Raw genomic sequence first — 22,310 nt, forward strand, 5'->3', positions numbered from 1 at the left:
CTTTCCTTCCTGCCCCCCGGAAACCTGCTGTGGCGGTACGTTTCGCGATCCCCCGGACACTGCGCTGGCTCGGCTGCGCACTGTTGCTGGCCGGCATGATGCTGGGCGGCCTGCATGCCGATTGGGATTTTTCCACGATCAGCCGCAAAGCCACGGCACTTTACGGACCGTTGGGTGCCGGGCAACAGCGTATCGATGCCTGGCAGAATCTGCTGGCCACGCAGAAGCAAGTCAGCGAAATGGAAAAGCTCAAAGTGGTGAACCTGTTTTTCAACAAACAGGTGCGCTATGTCGAGGACATCGATCTGTGGCACGAGGTCGACTATTGGGAAACACCGATCGAAGCATTATGGAAAGGCGCCGGCGACTGCGAAGACTATGCGATCGCCAAGTATTTCAGCCTGCGCCACCTCGGGGTTTCCAGTGACAAGCTGCGCATCACCTATGTCAAAGCGTTGCGCCAGAACCGCGCGCACATGGTCCTGACTTACTATGCCACCCCCGATGCCATGCCGCTGGTGCTCGACAGCCTGATCGATCCGATCCAGCCGGCATCGCAGCGAACCGATTTGCTGCCGGTCTACTCTTTCAATGCGGAAGGGCTGTACCTGCCGGGCGCCAAGGGCAACAAAAAGGTCGGTGACACCAAACGCCTGTCGCGCTGGCAGGATGTGTTGAAGAAAATGCAGGCCGAAGGTTTCCCGGTCGAGACGACTAACTAGGAGCACGCGCTCAGATGTCTTTGTTCAAACAGCTGTTGATCGCTATCTGTCTGTTCCTGGTGGTCGCCTTCACCGGCAGCTTCATGGTCAGTCTGGAAAGCTCGCGCACCCAGTACGTCAATCAGTTGCGCTCCCACGCCCAGGACGCCGCGACGGCGCTGGCCTTGTCGCTGACGCCGAATATCGACGACCCGGCGATGGTCGAGTTGCTGGTCAGCTCGATTTTCGACAGCGGTTATTACGCGAGCATCCGCGTGGTGGATTTGAAAACCGATCAGACGATCGTCGAGCGCAGCGGTATTCCAGCCGTCACTAACGTGCCCGACTGGTTCGTCAAACTGATTGGTCTGGAACCTGCCGGTGGCGACGCGCTGGTCAGCCGTGGCTGGGAGCAGGCGGCGCGGGTCGAGGTGGTCAGCCACCCGATGTTCGCCGTGGCCAAACTGTGGCAGAGCACGCTGGGCAGCCTTGGCTGGCTGCTGATCTGCGGCGCAGTGAGTGCGGTGCTCGGGGCGTTGCTGCTGCGCCGGCAGTTGAAGCCACTGGATTACATGGTCAAGCAATCCCACGCCATCGCCCGTCGCGAATTCCTCAGCCTGCCGGATCTGCCGCGCACACCTGAGCTGCGACGTGTGGTGCAAGCGATGAACCAGATGGTCGAAAAGCTCAAGGCGCTGTTCCAGGAGCAGGCCGAGCGCAGTGAAAAACTACGTGCCGAGTCTTATCAGGACAACCTGACGGGGTTGGCCAACCGCCGTTATTTCGAAATGCAGCTGAACAACCGGGTGAGCAACCCGGAGCAGGCCAGTTCCGGCTATCTGCTGCTGTTGCGGGTCAAGGATCTGGCCGGGCTCAACCAGCGCTTGGGCGGTCAGCGCACCGATGAATTGTTGAAAGCAGTCGGCGAACAGTTGTCCCGCGAATGCGCCAAATACCCGGAAACCCAGAACCTCGTCACCCGTATTCGTGGCGGTGAATTCGCCGTGCTGGCGCCGGGGCTTGTGCGGGAAGAAGCGTTGCAACTGGCGCAAAACCTCGACAGTGCCCTGAGCAGTCTGCACGCCACCGGCGCGACCGACGTCGCTGCAGTGGCGTCGATCGGTCTGGCGCCATTCACCCACGGCGATTCGCCGCAACAGGTGCTGACCCTCGGCGATCAGGCGCTGGCGCAAGCCGAAGGCCAGGGTGAGCAGAACTGGGCCTGCATCGATCAGAGCCTGGCGGCTGATGTCGGCGACGATCACCACGCCTGGCACCGCTTGCTCGATCAGGCCTTGAGTCAGCAGCGTTTCGAGCTGTATTTCCAACCGGTGGTGGCCGCCGCAGACACGCAACTGGTGCTGCACTACAAAGTGCTCTCACGCCTGCTCGATGATCAGGGCCAGACCATCCCGGCCGGGCGCTTCCTGCCGTGGCTGGAGCGTTTTGGCTGGACCGCTCGACTGGATCGCCTGATGCTCGAGCGCGTGCTGGAGCAGATGAAAGCGCATGAGGAATCGCTGGCGCTGAACCTGTCCTCGGCGACCCTCGCCGACCCGCAGGCGTTGAACAGAGTCTTCGAGATTCTGCGCGCACATTCCAACCTGGGCGCGCGGCTGACCCTGGAGATTGGTGAGGAGCAATTGCCCGAACAAGCGGTGCTGGAGCAGTTGACCCGGCGTCTGCGGGAACTCGGTTTCTCGCTGAGCCTGCAACGCTTTGGTGGGCGCTTCAGCATGATCGGTAACTTGGCGCGGCTGGGGCTGGCGTATCTGAAGATCGATGGCAGCTACATTCGTGCGATCGATCAGGAGAGTGACAAGCGCTTGTTCATTGAAGCGATCCAGCGTGCAGCGCACAGCATTGATTTGCCGCTGATTGCCGAGCGCGTCGAGACGGAAGGCGAATTGTCGGTGATTCGCGAGATGGGGTTGTATGGGGTTCAGGGGCAGTTGTTGGGTGAGCCTCGGCCTTGGCGGTGAGTCATTGCAAAAGCAACCCTCACCCTAGCCCTCTCCCAGAGGGAGAGGGGACTGACCGTGGGATATTGAGGTAATACGCCGACGTGAGCGATTTGCGCTGAATCCATAATCGACCCGATTTTATAGCGCCAGACACTTCGGTCGGCCCCTCTCCCGGAGGGAGGGGGGACTGATTGGGGGATGTTCGGGAAGTACGCCGAGGTGAGCGATATGTTTTGAATCCGTAATCGACTCGATTTCTCAGGTCGATGTATAACGCCAGCCACCTCGGTCGGCCCCTCTCCCGGAGGGAGGGGGGACTGATTGGGGGATGTTCGGGAAGTACGCCGAGGTGAGCGATATGTTTTGAATCCGTAATCGACTCGATTTCTCAGGTCGATGTATAACGCCAGCCACCTCGGTCGGCCCCTCTCCCGGAGGGAGGGGGGGCTGATTGGGGGATGTTCGGGAAGTAAGCCGACGTGAGCGATTTGTTTTAAATCCATAATCGACCCGGTTTCTCAGGTCGATGTATAACGCCAGACACCTCGGTCGGCCCCTCTCCCGGAGGGAGGGGGGCTGATTGGGGGATGTTCGGGAAGTAAGCCGACGTGAGCGATTTGTTTTAAATCCATAATCGACCCGGTTTCTCAGGTCGATGTATAACGCCAGACACCTCGGTCGGCCCCTCTCCCGGAGGGAGGGGGGGCTGATTGGGGGATGTTCGGGAAGTACGCCGAGGTGAGCGATATGTTTTGAATCCGTAATCGACTCGATTTCTCAGGTCGATGTATAACGCCAGACACCTCGGTCGGCCCCCTCTCCCGGAGGGAGAGGGCTGGGGTGAGGGCAGGCTTTTGATTCTGGGCGGATCAGATCAACCCGCCCTCATCTTCATCGATCAACTGACTCAACCCACCCAACGCCTCACGCGCCTGGGTCCGGTCCATCAGTTTGGCCTGGGCCGCCGGTGGCAGGTCGGTGACGCGGATCACACCTTTCTGGGTCAGCACCTGAATCAGGTCGTCGAGGACCCGAATCATTTCGAAGTCGCTCTGCTTGAGCTGTTTCAGGCTGGTTTCCACCACTTCGTTGGCGAACCAGGCCTGGATTTCATGGCTATCGGCCGGCAGCGTTTCCGTGGCCTCGGCGTAGGCCGCGGCTTCCACGCGAATCAACAGACCTTGCGCATCGCGTTGCACGTAAAACATTGAGCATCCCTCAGAAATGAACCAGCGTCATGCTGTCAGCAGCATAGCCAACTGCGCGCGAGTATGCGGGGCGGCGACGCAATCGTCACCGGTCCGGTCAGCGCAAACGTGACGGCCGCCCCAGAAGGGCGGCCGTTTTTGTTCACGGATCAGCTGTTGTTGTGGTCGACCTTGATGGTCGGATCGCTGCCGGCAATCAGGTTATGAATGTTGGCGCTCGACCAGTTGTTGCCTTCCAGTTTGATCGTCACATCCGGGGTGGCCGCAGCGGCGTCGCCCGAGTTGAACTTGCCCGCCGAGCTGACTTGCAGCGACGACGTGCCGTCGACCGTGGTGATCTTCAGGAAGTTGTCGATGGTGCTACCGGTCTCGCCCTGCAGCAAATCGCGCAGATCGATACGGTCACCGTCGGCGGCCTTGAAGTCCTTGATCACGTCGTTGCCGGTGTCGCCCGCCTTCCAGACGAAGGTGTCGGCGCCGGAACCACCGATGAGGATGTCGTTGCCCTGACCGCCGATCAGCGTGTCGTTACCGGTGCCACCGAGCAGGATGTCATTGCCTTTGCCGCCATCGAGCCAGTCGTTGCCGCCCGAGCCGAAGAGGATGTCATTGCCCGCGCCACCCAACAGCGTGTCGTTACCGTCATGCGCGCCGGACACATCGAACGCCTGATAGTGCTCGGTGATGTACTGGTGCACGTTACTGGTGGTGACTTTGCTGACGTCAACCCCGGTTTCCTTGGCAACGAACGCCTGCATCGCCTGATAACCCTCACCGGCAATACCGTTGAAGCTGACCAGATCGCCGAACAGGATGTCGTTGCCGTCGCCACCGCTGACGGTGTCGTTGCCCGGCAGCGTCGCTTCGGTGTGGCCGATGATCGAGTTGGCCAGATCCTTCGGATCGATGTTGGTTTGCGGCGTTTTATCCGAATCGTACGGCTTCAGATCGTTGAGGCTTACGCCGCTGTTCAGGCCGATGGCCTCGACGTTCGACAGACCGCTCAACAGCGCGAAGCTGCTGGTCGAGTTGTCGGTGGTGGTCGAGGTGGTGCTGCTGCCGCTACCGGCCAGACTCGACAACTCGTAAGTGCCGTCGCCCTGCGCGTGAACGGTGCCCAGATTGGTGGTGCTCCAGCCATATCGGGCCGTGTAGGTCTGCAACTGGGCAATTCCGCTGGCGTTGATGCTCAGGTAATGCGTGTTGTCGATATAGGTGCTGAAGGTGTCGCCCAGCTTGTAATTGCTGGTCGTCACCACGCTGTCGAACTTCACGCTGCCGTACAGCGTCGGGTTGGTCTGCTCGCCGCTCTGGTAGTAGGTCGGCTGGCCGTCGGTGATGAAGTACGTGAGGTTCTTCGCCCCGGTGTTGGCCACCGCGTCGGCACTCTGGAACCAGTTGGCCGTGGTTTTGAACACGTCCTCGTAGTTGGTGCCGCCGCCGGAACTCATCGAGTCCAGCACCGCTTTGAGCTGCGTCAGCGCGTTCGGATCGTTGAGATTCACCGACACCGACTTGTTGACCTGAGTATCGAAGTCGACGAGGAAGATGTTCACCGTGCCCGAGTTGCTGCCGCCCAGGCTCTGCTTCAGGGTGTTGAACACCGACGTCAGCGAGTCCTTGGCCGAGTTGATTGATGAGCTGCTCATACTGCCGGAGCTGTCGACCATGAACGCGATGTTGTAGTTGGTGCCCGGCACCACGGTCAGGCCGCCGATGTCGGCGACGATGATGTCATTGCCATCGGTGCCGGTGACGGTGTCGTCGGCCGAGGTGGCGACAATCGCGTTGTAGACCGCCGGCACCACGGTGACCGGAATGGTCGCAGTGCTGCTGGCGGAGCCGCCGACCATCTCGGTGGAGGTCGAGGTCACGGTCAGGTTGAACTGGCCGTTGTAGTACGGCGGTGGCGTTACGGTGAGGCTGCCGAGGTTCCAGCCGGTGACGTTGGCGTCGCCGCTGCTGGCGGTGACGGTGAAGGTATGACCCGCACCATCGCTGAGCACCGAGCCGACTGGCGCGCCGCTGATCTTCACGCTCAGGGTTTCCGAACCGTCGGTGTCAGTCAGCGCGGTGGTGATTGCCGACAGTTTCACCGTGGTGCCTTCGGCGCCGGTGTTGAGTTTGTAGCCGTCGTAATAGCCTTCGCCGTTAGTGCCGTGCAGATCGGAGACAGTCACGCCCGAGTTCACCAGATCCTGTACGCCGGTGTAGATCGGTACGCCGGTGCTGCTCAGGTCGATCGGCGTGCTGCCGTTGACCGACAGGTTGACGTCATAGCTGCCCGGGCCACTCTGGTTGTGGTGGTAGATGTCCAGGGTGTAATAGCCGCTGGTGGTCGGGGTGAACGAACCGTTGAGGTTGCCGCCCGCGCCCCACGTGGTCGAGGCCACGTTCTTGCCACCGATGGTCACCAACAGGCTGTCATCGCCGATACCGCTGAAGGTATAGGTCTTGCCGGCTTCCAGATAGATCAGGCCGGAAGTCTTCGACGCCGTACCGGCGGTCACGCTGCCGTCGGACTGCACGTTGTTCACGTTAGTGCTGGAGTTCGGCGTACCGGCGCCGTCGATGACGTTTTTCAACGTGGTCGAATCCGCGCCGTTGCCGTTGGTGCCCAGGCCCGACAGGCCAGTCCAGACTTCCTTGATCAGGCCGGTGGACTTCACGCTGTTGTCGGCCACGCTCACGGTCGGCGCATCCGCCACCGGCGTGATGTCGATTTTCACGGTGCCGGTGTTGCCCAGCAGTTGGCCGTCGGTTGGCTGGAACTTGATCTGCGCGTAGTCCGCCTGATTGTTGCCCAGGCCGGTGCCGCCGTAACCGTTGACGCCCGACTCGTTGGCATCCGGCAGGAAGCGCAGCTTGCCCGCGTCGATGTCAGCCTTGCTGAAGGTCTGGTTGTTGGCGACGTCCTTCCAGGTCGAGCCGTCCAGGTACTGCAGTTTGCCTTCGCCCGGCAGCTGGGTGATTTTCACCCCGAGGCTGCTGGCCGGACTGTCGACGTCAGTTACACCGAAGGTCGACCAACCGAGGATCAGTGGTGTGTCTTCAGTGCCGGTGACGTTGACCGGTGCAGCAACCGGAGCATCGTTGATCGCCACCACGTTGACCGTGGTGGTCGCGGTGTTGGAGTAGTTGCCGCCATCAGTCACGGTCACAGTGATGATGCGCGGCACGGTGCTCGGGTCTTCACTGCTGTTGGTGAAGCTGATGTTTTTGATGGCCTGCATGTAGTCGGCCAGCGTCGCGTTGCCCGACAAGGTCAGGGTCACGGTGCCGTTGGTGCTGTTGGCATTGATCGTGATGCCGTTGACGCTGTTGCCCAGGTTCAGCGCATCGCCGTCCTGACGGTTGGTCAGTACCACGGTGGCGCCAGTCAGCATGGTGCTGTCCGGGTCGGTGATCTTGATATCGGTGTCGGCAATCGACACGCCCGCGCCCGGAGTGTTTTCGGTGAAGGTCACCTTGTAATCGGCACCGGTGGCGCCGCTGGAGTTGTTGGCATCGAGGTCGATGACCGGCGGCGCATCGTTGTCGATGATCGAGGTGCTGACGCTTCCGTTGGTGGCGCTGACCGCGAGGCTCTCGAAGTTGCCGCCAGTGGCCGAATCGATCTTGACCACGAAGTTCTCGGTGCCTTCGGTGATCTTGTCATCGATGGTGGCGACGTTGAACTGCGCGCTGCTCGCACCTGCCGGGATCTTCACGGTGTACACGCCGGTGAAGTCCGAACCGTCGGCGGCGGTGCCGCTGTAGACGATTTTCAGGGTCACTTCGGTTTGCGCCGGGTGATTCAGGCTGACCGTGTAGCTGGCGGTCTGGCCTTCGGTCACCGAGCTGCTGCCAGTGATGCTGACGGTGGTGGTGTCGATCGTATCGGTGACGCTCGTAACGGCTGGTGTATTGCTGGTCACCAGATTTTCGAAGCCGCCGCCGCTGGTGCCAGTGATGCTTGCCTGCACGGTGCCGGCGTCTTTGTAGACGTCGTCGGCCGGTGCTGGAACGGTCACGGTGCCAGTGGTTTTACCCGCGTCGATGGTGATCACCGAGCCATTGCTCAGGGTCACCGTGACTGGTGAGCCAGCGGCGTTGGTCAGGGTTGCGGTGTAAGTGATCTGGCCACCTTCGGCCACCGTGCCGGTCGCGGACAGCGTCAGGTTGGTGGTGTCGACGGTGTCGGTCACGGTGGTGCTGACCGGGGTTTTGTCGGCCACGAGGTTTTCGTAGTTGCCGCCGCTGACGTTGGTGATCGAGTTGGTCAGCGGTGCATGGCCGGTCAACGCATCGTTCGGTGCGGTGGCAGTCGCGGTGCCGCTGGTCTGGCCGACGCCGATGGTGATGGTCTGACCGTTGGCCAGGGTTACGACCACTGGCGAGCCGGTCACTGGCGCACCGACGGTCGCGGTGTAGACGACGTTGCCGCCTTCGGCCGCTGTGCCGGTCGCGGTCAGTTTCACCGTGGTGGTATCGATGGTGTCGGTGACGCTGGTCACGGCTGGCGTTGTGCTGGTGACGAGGTTTTCGAAGCTGCCACCAGTCGCGGTTTTGATCGTTGCCTGGACGTTGCCGGCGTCTTTGTAGACGTCGTCGGCCGGGGCTGGAACGGTCACGGTGCCGCTGGTTTTGCCAGCGTCGATGGTGATGACCGAGCCGTTGCTCAGGGTCACCGTGACTGGTGAGCCAGCGGCGTTGGTCAGGGTTGCGGTGTAAGTGATCTGACCACCTTCGGCCACGGTGCCGGTCGCGGACAACGACAGGTTGGTGGTGTCGACGGTGTCGGTGACGGTAGTCGAAACCGGGGTCTTGTCGGCCACCAGATTCTCGTAGTTACCGCCGCTGACGTTGGTGATCGAGTTGGTCAGCGGCGCATGACCGGTCAACGCATCGTTCGGTGCGGTGGTGGTCGCAGTCCCTGTGGTCTGGCCAACACCGATGGTGATGGTCTGACCGTTGGCCAGGGTTACTACCACTGGCGAGCCGGTCACTGGCGCACCGACGGTCGCGGTGTAGACGACGTTGCCGCCTTCGGCCGCTGTGCCGGTCGCGGTCAGTTTCACCGTGGTGGTATCGATGGTGTCGGTGACGCTGGTCACGGCTGGCGTTGTGCTGGTGACGAGGTTTTCGAAGCTGCCACCAGTCGCGGTTTTGATCGTTGCCTGGACGTTGCCGGCGTCTTTGTAGACGTCGTCGGCCGGGGCTGGAACGGTCACGGTGCCGCTGGTTTTGCCAGCGTCGATGGTGATGACCGAGCCGTTGCTCAGGGTCACCGTGACTGGTGAGCCAGCGGCGTTGGTCAGGGTTGCGGTGTAAGTGATCTGACCACCTTCGGCCACGGTGCCGGTCGCGGACAACGACAGGTTGGTGGTGTCGACGGTGTCGGTGACGGTAGTCGAAACCGGGGTCTTGTCGGCCACCAGATTCTCGTAGTTACCGCCGGTCACGTTGGTGATCGAGTTGGTCAGCGGCGCATGACCGGTCAACGCATCGTTCGGTGCGGTGGTGGTGGCGGTGCCCGTGGTCTGGCCGACGCCGATAGTAATGGTCTGACCGTTGGCCAGCGTTACAACGACAGGTGAACCGGTCACCGGAGCACCGACGGTCGCGGTGTAGACGACGTTTCCGCCCTCTGCCGCTGTGGTCGTTGCCGTCAGCTTCACGGTGGTGGTGTCGATGGTGTCGGTGACGCTGGTCACGGCCGGTGTCGTGCTTGGCACCAGGTTTTCGAAGTTGCCACCGGTGGCGTTGCTGATCGTGGCCTGCACGGTGCCGGCGTCTTTGTAGACGTCGTCGGTCGGGGCTGGAACGGTCACGGTGCCGGTGGTTTTGCCGGCCTCGATGTTGATCACGGCGCCGTTCGACAGGGTGACGGTCACTGGCGAGCCAGCGGCGTTGGTCAATGTCGCGGTGTAAACGATTGAGCCGCCTTCAGCGACCGAATTGGTCGCACTGAGCGCCAGATTGGTGGTGTCGACAGTGTCGGTCACCGTAGTGCTGACCGGGGTTTTGTCAGCCACTAGGTTTTCGTAGTTACCGCCGCTGACGTTGGTGATCGAGTTGGTCAGCGGTGCATGACCGGTCAACACGTCGTTTGGCGCCGTGGTGGTCGCGGTGCCCGTGGTCTGACCGACGCCGATGGTGATGGTCTGGCCGTTCGACAGGGTTACCACGACTGGTGAACCGGTTACTGGCGCACCGACGGTCGCGGTGTACACAACATTGCCGCCCTCTGCCGCAGTAGCCGTTGCCGTCAGTTTTACGGTGGTGGTGTCGATGGTATCGGTAACGGTGGTGATTGCCGGCGTCGTGCTCGGCACGAGGTTTTCGAAGTTGCCACCGGTGGCGTTGCTGATCGTGGCCTGCACAGTGCCGGCGTCTTTGTAGACGTCGTCGGCCGGCGCTGGAACGGTCACGGTGCCGGTGGTTTTGCCGGCCTCGATGTTGATCACGGCGCCGTTCGACAGGGTGACGGTCACTGGCGAGCCAGCGGCGTTGGTCAGCGTGGCGGTGTAAACGATCGAGCCACCCTCGGCGACCGAGTTCGTAGCGCTCAGCGACAAGTTGGTGGTGTCGACGGTGTCGGTCACGTTAGTGCTGACCGGCGTTTTGTCAGCCACGAGGTTCTCGTAGTTGCCGCCCGTCACGTTGGTGATCGAGTTGGTCAGCGGTGCATGACCGGTCAACGCATCGTTCGGTGCGGTGGTGGTCGCGGTGCCGGTGGTCTGGCCGACGCCAATGGTGATGGTCTGGCCGTTCGACAGGGTTACCACGACAGGCGAACCAGTCACTGGTGCGCCGACGGTCGCGGTGTAGATGACGTTGCCGCCTTCAGCCGCCGACTCGGTGGCGGTCAGTTTGACGGTGGTGGTGTCGATGGTGTCGGTAACGCTGGTGACGGCGGGAACAGTGCTCGGCACCAGGTTTTCGAAGTTGCCACCGGTGGCGTTGCTGATCGTGGCCTGCACAGTGCCGGCGTCTTTGTAGACGTCGTCGGCCGGCGCTGGAACGGTCACGGTGCCGGTGGTTTTGCCGGCCTCGATGTTGATCACGGCGCCGTTCGACAGGGTGACGGTCACTGGCGAGCCAGCGGCGTTGGTCAGCGTGGCGGTGTAAACGATCGAGCCACCCTCGGCGACCGAGTTCGTAGCGCTCAGCGACAAGTTGGTGGTGTCGACGGTGTCGGTCACGTTAGTGCTGACCGGCGTTTTGTCAGCCACGAGGTTCTCGTAGTTGCCGCCCGTCACGTTGGTGATCGAGTTGGTCAGCGGTGCATGACCGGTCAACGCATCGTTCGGTGCGGTGGTGGTCGCGGTGCCGGTGGTCTGGCCGACGCCAATGGTGATGGTCTGGCCGTTCGACAGGGTTACCACGACAGGCGAACCAGTCACTGGTGCGCCGACGGTCGCGGTGTAGATGACGTTGCCGCCTTCAGCCGCCGACTCGGTGGCGGTCAGTTTGACGGTGGTGGTGTCGATGGTGTCGGTAACGCTGGTGACGGCGGGAACAGTGCTCGGCACCAGGTTTTCGAAGTTGCCACCGGTGGCGTTGCTGATCGTGGCCTGCACAGTGCCGGCGTCTTTGTAGACGTCGTCAGCCGGTGCTGGAACGGTCACGGTGCCGGTGGTTTTGCCGGCCTCGATGTTGATCACGGCGCCGTTGGACAAGGTAACGGTCACTGGCGAGCCAGCCGCGTTGGTCAATGTCGCGGTGTAGATGATCGATCCGCCTTCAGCGACCGAACCGGTAGCGCTCAGCGACAGGTTGGTGGTGTCGACGGTGTCAGTCACGTTGGTGCTGACCGGCGTCTTGTCGGCCACGAGGTTCTCGTAGTTGCCGCCGCTGACGTTGGTGATCGCGTTGGTCAGAGGCGCGTGACCGGTCAATGCGTCGTTTGGCGCGGTGGTGGTCGCGGTACCGTTGGTCTGGCCGACGCCGATGGTGATCGTCTGACCGTTGGCCAGGGTTACGACGACAGGCGAACCAGTCACTGGTGCGCCGACGGTCGCGGTGTAGATGACGTTGCCGCCTTCAGCCGCCGACTCGGTGGCGGTCAGTTTGACGGTGGTGGTGTCGATGGTGTCAGTGACGTTAGTCACGGCCGGTACGGTGCTCGGTACCAGGTTTTCGAAGTTGCCACCGGTGGCGGTCGAAATGGTTGCTTCGACTTTGCCTGCATCTTTGTAAACATCATCCGCTGGCGCAGCGACGGTCACGGTGCCAGTGGTTTTACCCGCCTCGATGGTGATCACGGCGCCGTTGGACAGCGTGACGGTCACTGGCGAGCCAGCAGCGTTGGTCAGTGTGGCGGTGTAAACAATCGAACCGCCCTCGGCCACGGAGCCGGTCGCGCTGAGCGACAGGTTGGTAGTGTCGACGGTATCAGTGACGCTGGTGGAGACCGGTGTTTTGTCGGCAACAAGATTTTCGTAGTTGCCTCCGGTTCCGCCAGTGATCGAGTTGGTCAGCGGCGCGTGACCGGTCAGCGCATCGTTCGGTGCGGTAAAGGTCACGGTGCCGGTGGTTTTGCCGACTTCGATGGTGATGTTCTGACCGTTGGCCAGGGTCACCACGACAGGCGAGCCGATCACTGGAGCGCCGACAGTGGCGGTGTAAGTGACGGTGCCGCCTTCTGCCACCGAGGTATCAGCCGTCAGTTTCACGGTCGAGGTATCGATGGTGTCGGTGACTTCGGTCACGGCCGGCACAGTGCTCGGCACCAGGTTTTCGAAGTTGCCACCGGTGGCGGTGGAGATTGTCGCTTCAACCTTGCCGGCGTCTTTGTAGACGTCATCGGCCGGAGCTGGAACGGTCACGGTGCCAGTGGTTTTACCGGCTTCGATGGTGATTACCGCGCCGTTGGACAGGGTCACTGTGACTGGCGAGCCAGCAGCGTTGGTCAAGGTCGCGGTGTAGATGATCGAGCCGCCCTCGGCCACAGAGCCGGTCGCGCTCAGCGACAGGTTGGTGGTGTCGACGGTATCGGTGACGTTAGTCGAAACCGGAGACTTGTCAGCCGCCAGATTCTCGTAATTGCCGCCGGTAACACCGGTGATCGAGTTGGTGATCGGTGCGTGGCCGGTCAACGCGTCGTTCGGTGCAGTGAAGGTCACGGTGCCAGTGGTTTTGCCGACTTCGATGGTGATGTTCTGACCGTTGGCCAACGTCACGATGACCGGCGAGCCGGTCACTGGAGCGCCGACAGTGGCGGTGTAAGTGACGGTGCCGCCTTCTGCCACCGAGGTATCAGCCGTCAGTTTCACGGTCGAGGTATCGATGGTGTCGGTGACTTCGGTCACGGCCGGCACAGTGCTCGGCACCAGGTTTTCGAAGTTGCCACCGGTGGCGGTGGAGATTGTCGCTTCAACCTTGCCGGCGTCTTTGTAGACGTCATCGGCTGGCGCTGGAACAGACACGGTGCCAGTGGTTTTGCCGGCCTCGATGGTGATTACCGCGCCATTCGACAGGGTCACGGTCACTGGCGAGCCAGCCGCGTTGGTCAGCGTCGCGGTGTAAACAATCGAGCCGCCCTCGGCCACGGAGCCCGTGGCACTCAGCGTCAGGTTAGTAGTGTCGACGGTGTCGGTGACGCTGGTCGAAACCGGGGTCTTGTCGGCCACCAGATTCTCGTAATTGCCACCGCTCACCTCGGTGATCGCATTGGTGATCGGCGCGTGGCCGGTCAGTGCATCGTTTGGCGCGGTGGTGGACGCGGTGCCGGTGGTCTGGCCAACGCCAATGGTGATGGTCTGACCGTTAGCCAGGGTCACGACGACAGGCGAACCGGTGACTGGCGCGCCGACGGTCGCGGTGTAGGTGACGGTGCCACCTTCAGCCGCTGATTCGGTCGCGGTGAGTTTGACGGCGGTGGTGTCGATGGTGTCGGTGACGTTGGTCACGGCCGGCACGGTGCTCGGCATCAGATTCTCGAAGTTGCCGCCCGTTGCATCCTTGATAGTGACTTCGACTTTACCGGCGTCTTTGTAAACGTCATCGGCCGGCGCTGGAACAGTGACGGTGCCCGTGGTTTTACCGGCTTCGATGGTGATCACCGAACCGTTGCTCAGGGTCACGGTCACCGGGGTGCCGGCCGGGTTGGTCAGCGTCGCGGTGTAAACGATCAAGCCGCCTTCAGCCACCGAATCGGTTGCGGTCAGGTTCAGGTTGGTGGTGTCGGTAGTGTCCGACACTGCGGTGTCGGCGGACTTGCCGTCGACCGCGAGTTTTTCGTAGTTGCCGCCGGTTGCGCCGTCGATGGTTACGCTCAGCGAGCTGCCGCCGGCCAACGGGCTGTTCGGCGCAACGAAGTTCACCGAACCGGTGGTTTCGCCGACGGCGATGGTGATGGTCTGACCGTTGGACAGGGTCACAACAACCGGTGAACCAGTGACTGGCGCAGTTACGGTCGCGGTGTAGACCACGGTTTCGCCTTCGGCGACGTTCGCCGTGGCAGTCAGCGACACGGTTGAGGTGTCGATGGTGTCGTTGACGGTGGTAACCGCCGGGGCAGTGCTGGTGACCAGGTTTTCGAAGTCGCCACCGGTTGCGCCCTTGATGGTCGCTTCAACGGTGCCGGCGTCTTTGTAGACGTCGTCTTTCGGCGCGTCGACGGTGACGGTGCCAGTGGTTTCGCCAGCCTTGATGGTGATTACCGAACCGTTGCTCAGGGTCACGGTCACTGGCGAGCCAGCGGCATTGGTCAGGGTCGCGGTGTAGGTGATCTGGCCGCCTTCGTCCACAGTACCGGTCGCGGTCAGCGACAGATTGGTGGTGTCGGTGGTGTCGGTCACGGTGGTGCTGACCGGGGTTTTGTCGGCGACGAGGTTTTCGTAGTTGCCGCCGGAAACGCCAGTGATCGAGTTGGTCAGCGGGGCGTGGCCGGTCAATGCGTCGTTCGGCGCGATGGTGGTCACGGTGCCGGTGGTTTTGCCGATTTCGATGGTGATGTTCTGACCGTTGGCCAGGGTCACCACGACAGGCGAGCCGGTGACTGGCGCGCCGACGGTGGCGGTGTAAGTGACGGTGCCGCCTTCAGACGCCGACTCGGTGGCAGTCAGTTTGACGGTCGAGGTGTCGATGGTGTCAGTGACGTCGGTGATGGCTGGTGTAGTGCTCGGAACGAGGTTCTCGAAGTTGCCGCCAGTGGCATCCTTGATAGTCACTTCGACTTTGCCGGCGTCTTTGTAAACGTCATCGGCAGGCGCAGGGACGGTCACGGTGCCGGTGGTTTTGCCGGCTTCGATGGTGATCACCGAGCCATTCGACAGGGTCACGGTTACCGGCGTACCGGCCGGGTTGGTCAGGGTCGCGGTGTAAACGATCGAGCCGCCTTCCGCTACTGTGCCGGTTGCGGTCAGCGTCAGATCGGTGGTGTCGACGGTGTCGGTGACAGTGGTCGAAACCGGGGTCTTGTCGGCGACCAGATTCTCGTAGTTACCGCCGCTCACCTCAGTGATGGCGTTGGTCAGCGGCGTGTGGCCGTTCAACGCATCGTTCGGCGCGGTGGTGGTCACGGTGCCGGTGGTTTTACCCACTTCGATGGTGATGTTCTGACCGTTGGCCAGGGTCACGACAACCGGCGAGCCAGTGACTGGCGCACCAACAGTGGCGGTGTAGGTGACGGTGCCGCCTTCAGCCGCCGACTCGGTCGCGGTGAGTTTGACGGTGCTGGTGTCGATGGTGTCAGTGACTTCAGTGACGGCCGGCACGGTGCTCGGCACCAGGTTCTCGAAGTTGCCGCCAGTGGCATCCTTGATGGTCACTTCGACTTTGCCGGCGTCTTTGTAAACGTCATCGGCAGGCGCAGGGACGGTCACGGTGCCGGTGGTTTTGCCGGCTTCGATGGTGATCACCGAACCGTTCGACAGGGTCACGGTAACAGGCGAACCCGCGGCGTTGGTCAGGGTCGCGGTGTAGATGATCGAACCGCCCTCGGCGACCGAATTGGTGGCGCTGAGCGACAGGTTGGTGGTGTCGACGGTGTCGGTGACGGTGGTCGAAACCGGGGTTTTGTCGGCAACGAGGTCCTCGTAGTTGCCGCCGGAAACGCCGGTGATCGAATTACCCAGCGAGGCCTGACCGTTCAACGCGTCATTCGGCGCGATGGTGGTCACGGTGCCGGTGGTCTTGCCCACTTCGATAGTGATGCTCTGGCCGTTGGCCAGGGTTACCACGACTGGCGAACCGGTCACCGGCGCGCCGACAGTCGCGGTGTAAGTAACGGTGCCACCTTCAGCCACGCTGGTGTCGGCGGTCAGTTTGACGGTCGACGTGTCGATGGTGTCAGTGACGTCGGTCACGGCTGGCGTGGTGCTTGGCACCAGGCTCTCGAAGTTGCCGCCAGTCGCATCTTTGATCGTGACTTCAACTTTGCCGGCGTCTTTGTAGACGTCATCGGCAGGCGCCGCAACGGTGACGGTGCCGGTGGTCTTGCCCGCTTCGATGGTGATGACCGCACCGTTCGAAAGCGTCACGGTCACCGGCGTGCCGGCCGGGTTGGTCAGCGTCGCGGTGTAAACAATCGAACCGCCTTCAGCCACGGTGCCGGTCGCACTCAACGACAGATTGGTGGTGTCGACGGTGTCGGTCACCGAGGTCACGGCCGGGGTTTTATCGGCCACGAGGTTTTCGTAATTGCCGCCGCTGGCGCCGTCGATTTTCACGCTCAGCGTGTTGCCGCCGGCCAGGGCATCGTTCGGTGCGGTGAAGTTGACGCTGCCGCTGCTGGCACCGACCGGGATGGTGATGGTCTGGCCGTTGGACAGGGTCACGACAACCGGCGCGCCGGTCACTGGCGCGGTCACGGAGGCGGTGTAAACCACCACGCCGCCTTCAACGGTGCTGGCGGTGGCGGTCAGCGACACGGTGCTGTTGTCGATGGTGTCGGTCACGTCGGTGACCGCTGGGGTCTTGTCGACCACCAGGTTTTCGAAGTTGCCGCCGGTGGTCTTGGTGATGCTCGCATCGACCTTGCCAGCGTCCTTGTACACGTCATCGGTCGGTGCGGCGACGGTCGCGGTGCCGGTGGTCGCGCCCTTGGCGATGTTGATCACTGCGCCATTGCTCAGGGTCACGGTCATCGCCGTGCCTGCCGGGTTGGTCAGGCTTGCGGTGTAAATGATCGAGCCGCCCTCGGCGACCGAAGCGGTGGCGCTCAGGCTGATATTGGTGGTGTCGACGCTGTCGGTGACGGTGGTCACCACCGCCGAGCGGTTGGCATCGACCTGCTCGAAATTACCGCCGCTGTGGCTGGCAATCGCGGTCTGTACCTTGCCGCCGTCGATGTACGGCGTGTTCGCAGGTGCAGCGAAGTTCACCGAACCGCTGGTGGCGCCGGCGGCGATGTTGATCACCGCGCCGTTGGCCAGAGTCACGGTCATGGCGGTGCCGGCCGGATTGCTCAGGGTCGCGGTGTAGGTGATCTGGCCACCTTCGCTGACGGTGTCGCTGGCGCTCAGGGTCAGCGTGGTTTTGTCGATGGTGTCATTGACGGTGGTGCTGACCGGGGTCTTGCTGACGTCGAGTTTCTCGAAGTTGCCGCCAGTGGCATCGGTCATGGTCACGGTGAGCTTGCTGACGTCTTTGTAAACGTCATCGCTCGGCGCGGCGATGGTCACCGAACCGCTGGTTTTACCGGCCTCGATGGTGATGGTCTGGCCGTTGCTCAGGTTGACGGTCACCGGGGTTTGCGCGGCGTTGGTCAGGGTCGCGGTGTAGGTGATCGACGTGCCTTCGAGCACATAGCTTTCAGCGCTGAGGGTCAGGTGCGTGGTGTTGATGGTGTCGGCGACGTTGGTCACCGCTGGCGTCGGATTGGCCACCAGATTTTCGAAATTGCCGCCGTCGGTGCCCTTGATGGTCACTTCGACTTTACCGGCGTCTTTGTAGACGTCATCGGCCGGTGCTGGGACGGTGACGGTGCCGGTGGTTTTGCCGGCGTCGATGGTGATGGTCGAACCGTTGCTCAGGGTCACGGTCACCGGGGTGCCGGCCGGGTTGGTCAGGGTCGCGGTGTAAACGATCGAACCGCCTTCGTTGACGTTGCCGGTGGCGGTCAGCGAAACGGTGGTGGTGTCGACAGTGTCGGTCACGGTGGTGCTGACCGGAGTTTTGTCGGCAACCAGATTTTCGTAATTGCCGCCGCTGACGTTGGTGATCGAGTTGGTCAGCGGAGCGTGACCGGCCAGCACATCGTTCGGAGCGGTGGTCGACACGGTGCCGGTGGTTTTGCCGACTTCGATGGTGATGCTTTGACCGTTGGCCAGGGTTACGACGACAGGCGAACCGGTCACTGGCGCACCGACAGTCGCGGTGTAAGTGACGGTGCCGCCTTCAGCAGCGGTTTCGGTCGCGGTCAGTTTCACCGTCGAGGTGTCGATGGTGTCAGTGACATCAGTTACCGCAGGCGTGGTGCTCGGAACGAGGTTCTCGAAGTTGCCGCCGGTGGCGTCCTTGATGGTCACTTCGACTTTGCCGGCGTCTTTGTAGACGTCATCGGCGGGTGCAGCGACGGTCACAGTACCGGTGGTTTTGCCGGCTTCGATGGTGATCACGGCGCCGTTCGACAAGGTAACGGTGACGGGCGAGCCGGCAGCGTTGGTCAGGGTCGCGGTGTAAACGATCGAACCGCCTTCAGCCACAGTGCCAGTGGCGCTGAGGGACAGATTGGTGGTGTCGGTAGTGTCGGTGACGGTGGTGCTGACTGGGGTTTTGTCAGCCACCAGATTTTCGTAGTTACCGCCGGAAACCTCAGTGATCGAAGTGGTCAGCGGCGCATGGCCGGTTAACGCATCGTTCGGTGCAGTGGCGGTTACGGTGCCGGTGGTCTGGCCGACCGCGATGGTGATGGTTTGGCCATTGGCCAAAGTCACCACTACTGGCGAACCGGTGACCGGCGCGCCAACGGTCGCGGTGTAGGTGACGGTACCGCCTTCAGCCACGGTGGTGTCAGCAGTCAGTTTGACGGTCGACGTGTCGATGGTGTCGGTCACTTCGGTGACGGCTGGAACAGTGCTCGGCACCAGGTTTTCGAAGTTACCGCCGCTGGCGTTGTTGATGGTCACTTCGACTTTGCCGGCGTCTTTATAGACATCATCGGCAGGCGCCGGAACAGTCACGGTGCCTGTAGTTTTACCCGCTTCAATGGTGATCACCGAGCCGTTGCTCAGGGTCACAGTGACGGGCGAACCTGCTGCGTTGGTCAGGGTGGCGGTGTAAACAATCGAACCGCCCTCAGCCACAGAACCGGTGGCGCTGAGCGACAGGTTGGTGGTGTCGGCGACGTCTGTGACGTTGGTAGAAACCGGGGTTTTGTCGGCGACCAGATTTTCGTAGTTGCCACCGCTGACATTGGTGATCGAGTTGCTCAGCGGCGCGTTGCCGACCAGCGCGTCGTTCGGCGCGGTGGTGGTGACGGTGCCAGTGGTTTGGCCGACGGCGATGGTGATGTTTTGGCCGTTAGCCAAAGTCACGACAACCGGCGAACCGGTGACTGGCGCGCCAACGGTCGCGGTGTAAGTGACGGTGCCGCCTTCAGCGACCGAGATGTCGGCTGTCAGCTTCACGGTCGAGGTGTCGATGGTGTCAGTCACTTCGGTCACGGCTGGAACGGTGCTCGGCACCAGATTCTCGAAGTTGCCGCCCGTTGCATCCTTGATAGTGACTTCGACTTTACCGGCGTCTTTGTAAACGTCATCGGCCGGCGCTGGAACAGTGACGGTGCCAGTGGTTTTACCGGCTTCGATGGTGATCACCGAGCCGTTGCTCAGGGTCACGGTCACCGGGGTGCCGGCAGGATTGGTCAGGGTCGCGGTGTAAACGATCGAACCGCCTTCAGCCACGCTGCCGGTGGCTGTCAGCGACAGGTTGGTGTCGTCGATCGAGTCGGTAATGGTGGTGGTCGCTGGAGTCGTGTTCGGCACCAGGTTTTCGAAATTGCCGCCGCTAGCACCGGTAATGGTGGTGCTGACGGTGCTGCCATTGTTGTAGACGTCGTTGGCCGCGGTCGGCACGTTGACCGAGCCGGTGGTCTTGCCGGCTTCAATGGTGATGGTCGAGCCGTTCGACAGGGTGATCGTCACCGGGGTTTGCGCGGCGTTGGTCAGCGTCGCGGTGTAGGTGATCTGGCCGCCTTCGACGACGGTGCCGGTAGCAGTGAGGCTCACAGCGGTGGTGTCGATCGAATCAGTCACCGTGGTGGTGGCTGGCGTGGTGTTTGGCACCAGATTTTCGAAATTGCCGCCGCTAGCACCGGTAATGGTGGTGCTGACGGTGCTGCCATTGTTGTAGACGTCATTGGCCGCGGTCGGCACGTTGACGGTGCCGGTGGTCTGACCGGCTTCAATGGTGATGGTCGAACCGTTCGACAGGGTGACGGTCACCGGGGTTTGTGCCGGGTTGGTCAGAGTCGCGGTATAGGTGATCTGGCCACCCTCGACCACTGTGCCGGTGGCAGTCAGGGTCAGGTTGGTGGTGTCGATCGAGTCGGTGATGGTGGTCACTGCTGGCGTCGGATTCGGCACCAGGTTTTCGAAGTTGCCGCCAGTCGCACCGGTGATAGTGGTGGTGATGGTGCTGCCGTTGTTATAGACGTCGTTGGCCGGGGTCGGCACGTTGACGGTGCCAGTGGTCTGGCCGGCGCCGATAGTGATGGTCGAACCGTTCGACAGGGTGACGGTCACCGGAGTTTGCGCCGGGTTGGTCAGGGTCGCGGTGTAAGTGATCTGGCCGCCTTCGGTGACGCTCGGCCCCGCCGTCAGGGTGACGGTGGTGGTGTCGACCGAATCAGTGATGGTGGTCACTGCTGGCGTCGGATTCGGCACCAGACTTTCGAAGTTGCCACCGGTGGTGCCGGTAATCGTGGTGCTAACGGTGCTGCCGTTGTTGTAGACGTCATTGGCCGGGGTCGGCACATTGACGACACCCGTGGTCTGGCCGGCTTCGATGGTAATGGTCGAGCCGTTCGACAGGGTGATGGTCACCGGGGTTTGTGCCGGGTTGGTCAGGGTCGCGGTGTAAGTGATCTGGCCGCCTTCGGTGACGGTCGAGCCGGAGGTCAGGGTGACCGTGGTGGTGTCGACCGAATCGGTGATGGTGGTGACCGCTGGCGTCGGATTCGGCACCAGGTTTTCGAAGTTGCCGCCAGTCGCACCGGTGATAGTGGTGGTGACGGTGCTGCCATTGTTATAGACGTCATTGGCCGGGGTCGGCACGTTGACGGTGCCGGTGGTCTGGCCGGCGCCGATGGTGATGGTCGAGCCGTTCGACAGGGTGACGGTGACCGGCGTCTGCGCCGGGTTGGTCAGCGTCGCGGTGTAAGTGATCTGCCCGCCTTCGGTGACACTCGGCCCGGCCGTCAGGGTGACGGTGGTGGTGTCGATGGTGTCGGTGACCTGGGTCGTGGCTGGAACGGTCGGCGGGGTCACGGTGATGCCGTTGCCGCCGGTGGTGCCGGTGACAGTCACGTCGATCTGGGTCGGGTCGTTGTAAACCGTGTCGTTCGGCGCCAGAGGCACGTTGACGGTGCCAGTGGTGGACCCCGCCGGAATCACGATCACTGCGCCATTGGACAGGGTGATGGTCAGGTCGGTCAGCGGCGCTTGGGTCAGAGTCGCGGTGTACACCAGCACGCCGCCAGCTTCGGTGATGCTCGGCGTGGCGCTGAGGCTCAGGGTCGATTCACGCAGGGCATTAGTGGTGGTGTCGGTGGTCTGGCCGCCGGTGATGTTTTGCGCGGCTTGACCGGCAGCGTTGATGCCTGCGGTCGGGAAGCCAATGGTCGGGTCGACGCGGCCAGCGGTAGCGTCAAGCATTACGAAGCTGTGACCACCACCGGCAGCACCGCCAGTACCGGCGGCGCTCGGGCCAGCAGCGGTGGCATCGAGGGCGGTGGTCGGGTCGACACCAGCGGCGATGGCTTGCTGCAGTTCTGCTACCGAGGGCGCTGCCTGCGCGGTGGCCTCGGCCAGGTCAGTGCTGGAGTCGGGCGCGTTGGCGCTCCACTGGGTTTCGCGGCCCAGATCAAGGGTGCGGCCATCGGCCAATTCAAGCGACACGGCGCCGGAGAGGCCAGTGTCGATCTGGTCGCCGACAAACAGGCGATCGCCTTCAACGAGTACGCGACGCACGCCCTCTGGGGACACCACGAATACCTGACCGACAATGCTTTTGACGATGGCAACAACACTGCTCATTGAAGACTCTCCGGGGTGTCACGTTCAGTTGACTTCCATGGACCTGACGGCATGGGCGCCGATTCAGTCTGGACGTACTTTAAAAATTTGCGAAACAAGTTTGACGCGTCTAATCGTCAATAATTTGGCTAGATTCTTTCGCTATTAACTTTATGCCAAACTATTGACCTTCTGGGTGCCATCCTAAACAATCGCCCCACTAATGTCACATTGATATTTCCGCGGCGACCTGTGCTTCAGCGTGTGATC

At 62.0% G+C, this 22,310-nt stretch carries 4 protein-coding genes; 2 read left to right on the forward strand and 2 right to left on the reverse strand.

Translation table 11 applies throughout. From position 1 onward, the window contains the following. Positions 1–29 precede the first annotated feature (29 nt). The gene (gene lapG / locus ACZZ0G_RS12460; RefSeq protein WP_016987655.1) at positions 30–722 is read left to right on the forward strand and encodes a cysteine protease LapG; all 693 of its coding nucleotides are present in this window, start codon (positions 30–32) and stop codon (positions 720–722) included. Between the two features lie 14 nt (positions 723–736). Then, positions 737–2,683: a cyclic di-GMP receptor LapD gene (gene lapD / locus ACZZ0G_RS12465; protein WP_463556321.1), complete on the forward strand. Its 1,947-nt coding sequence runs from the start codon at positions 737–739 to the stop codon at positions 2,681–2,683. Between the two features lie 851 nt (positions 2,684–3,534). Here the strand turns inward: lapD and ACZZ0G_RS12470 are convergent. Together ACZZ0G_RS12470 and ACZZ0G_RS12475 are read right to left on the reverse strand one after the other, a co-directional pair. Next, entirely contained in the window at positions 3,535–3,873 is a 339-nt protein-coding gene (locus ACZZ0G_RS12470; protein ID WP_007918987.1) for a hypothetical protein, read from the reverse strand. Positions 3,874–4,022: 149 nt separating this feature from the next. Continuing rightward, complete coding sequence (locus tag ACZZ0G_RS12475; RefSeq protein ID WP_463556322.1) at positions 4,023–22,061, reverse strand: LapA family giant adhesin; 18,039 nt, start codon at positions 22,059–22,061, stop codon at positions 4,023–4,025. Positions 22,062–22,310 lie beyond the last annotated feature (249 nt).

Source organism: Pseudomonas sp. AC169, from assembly GCF_979258515.1.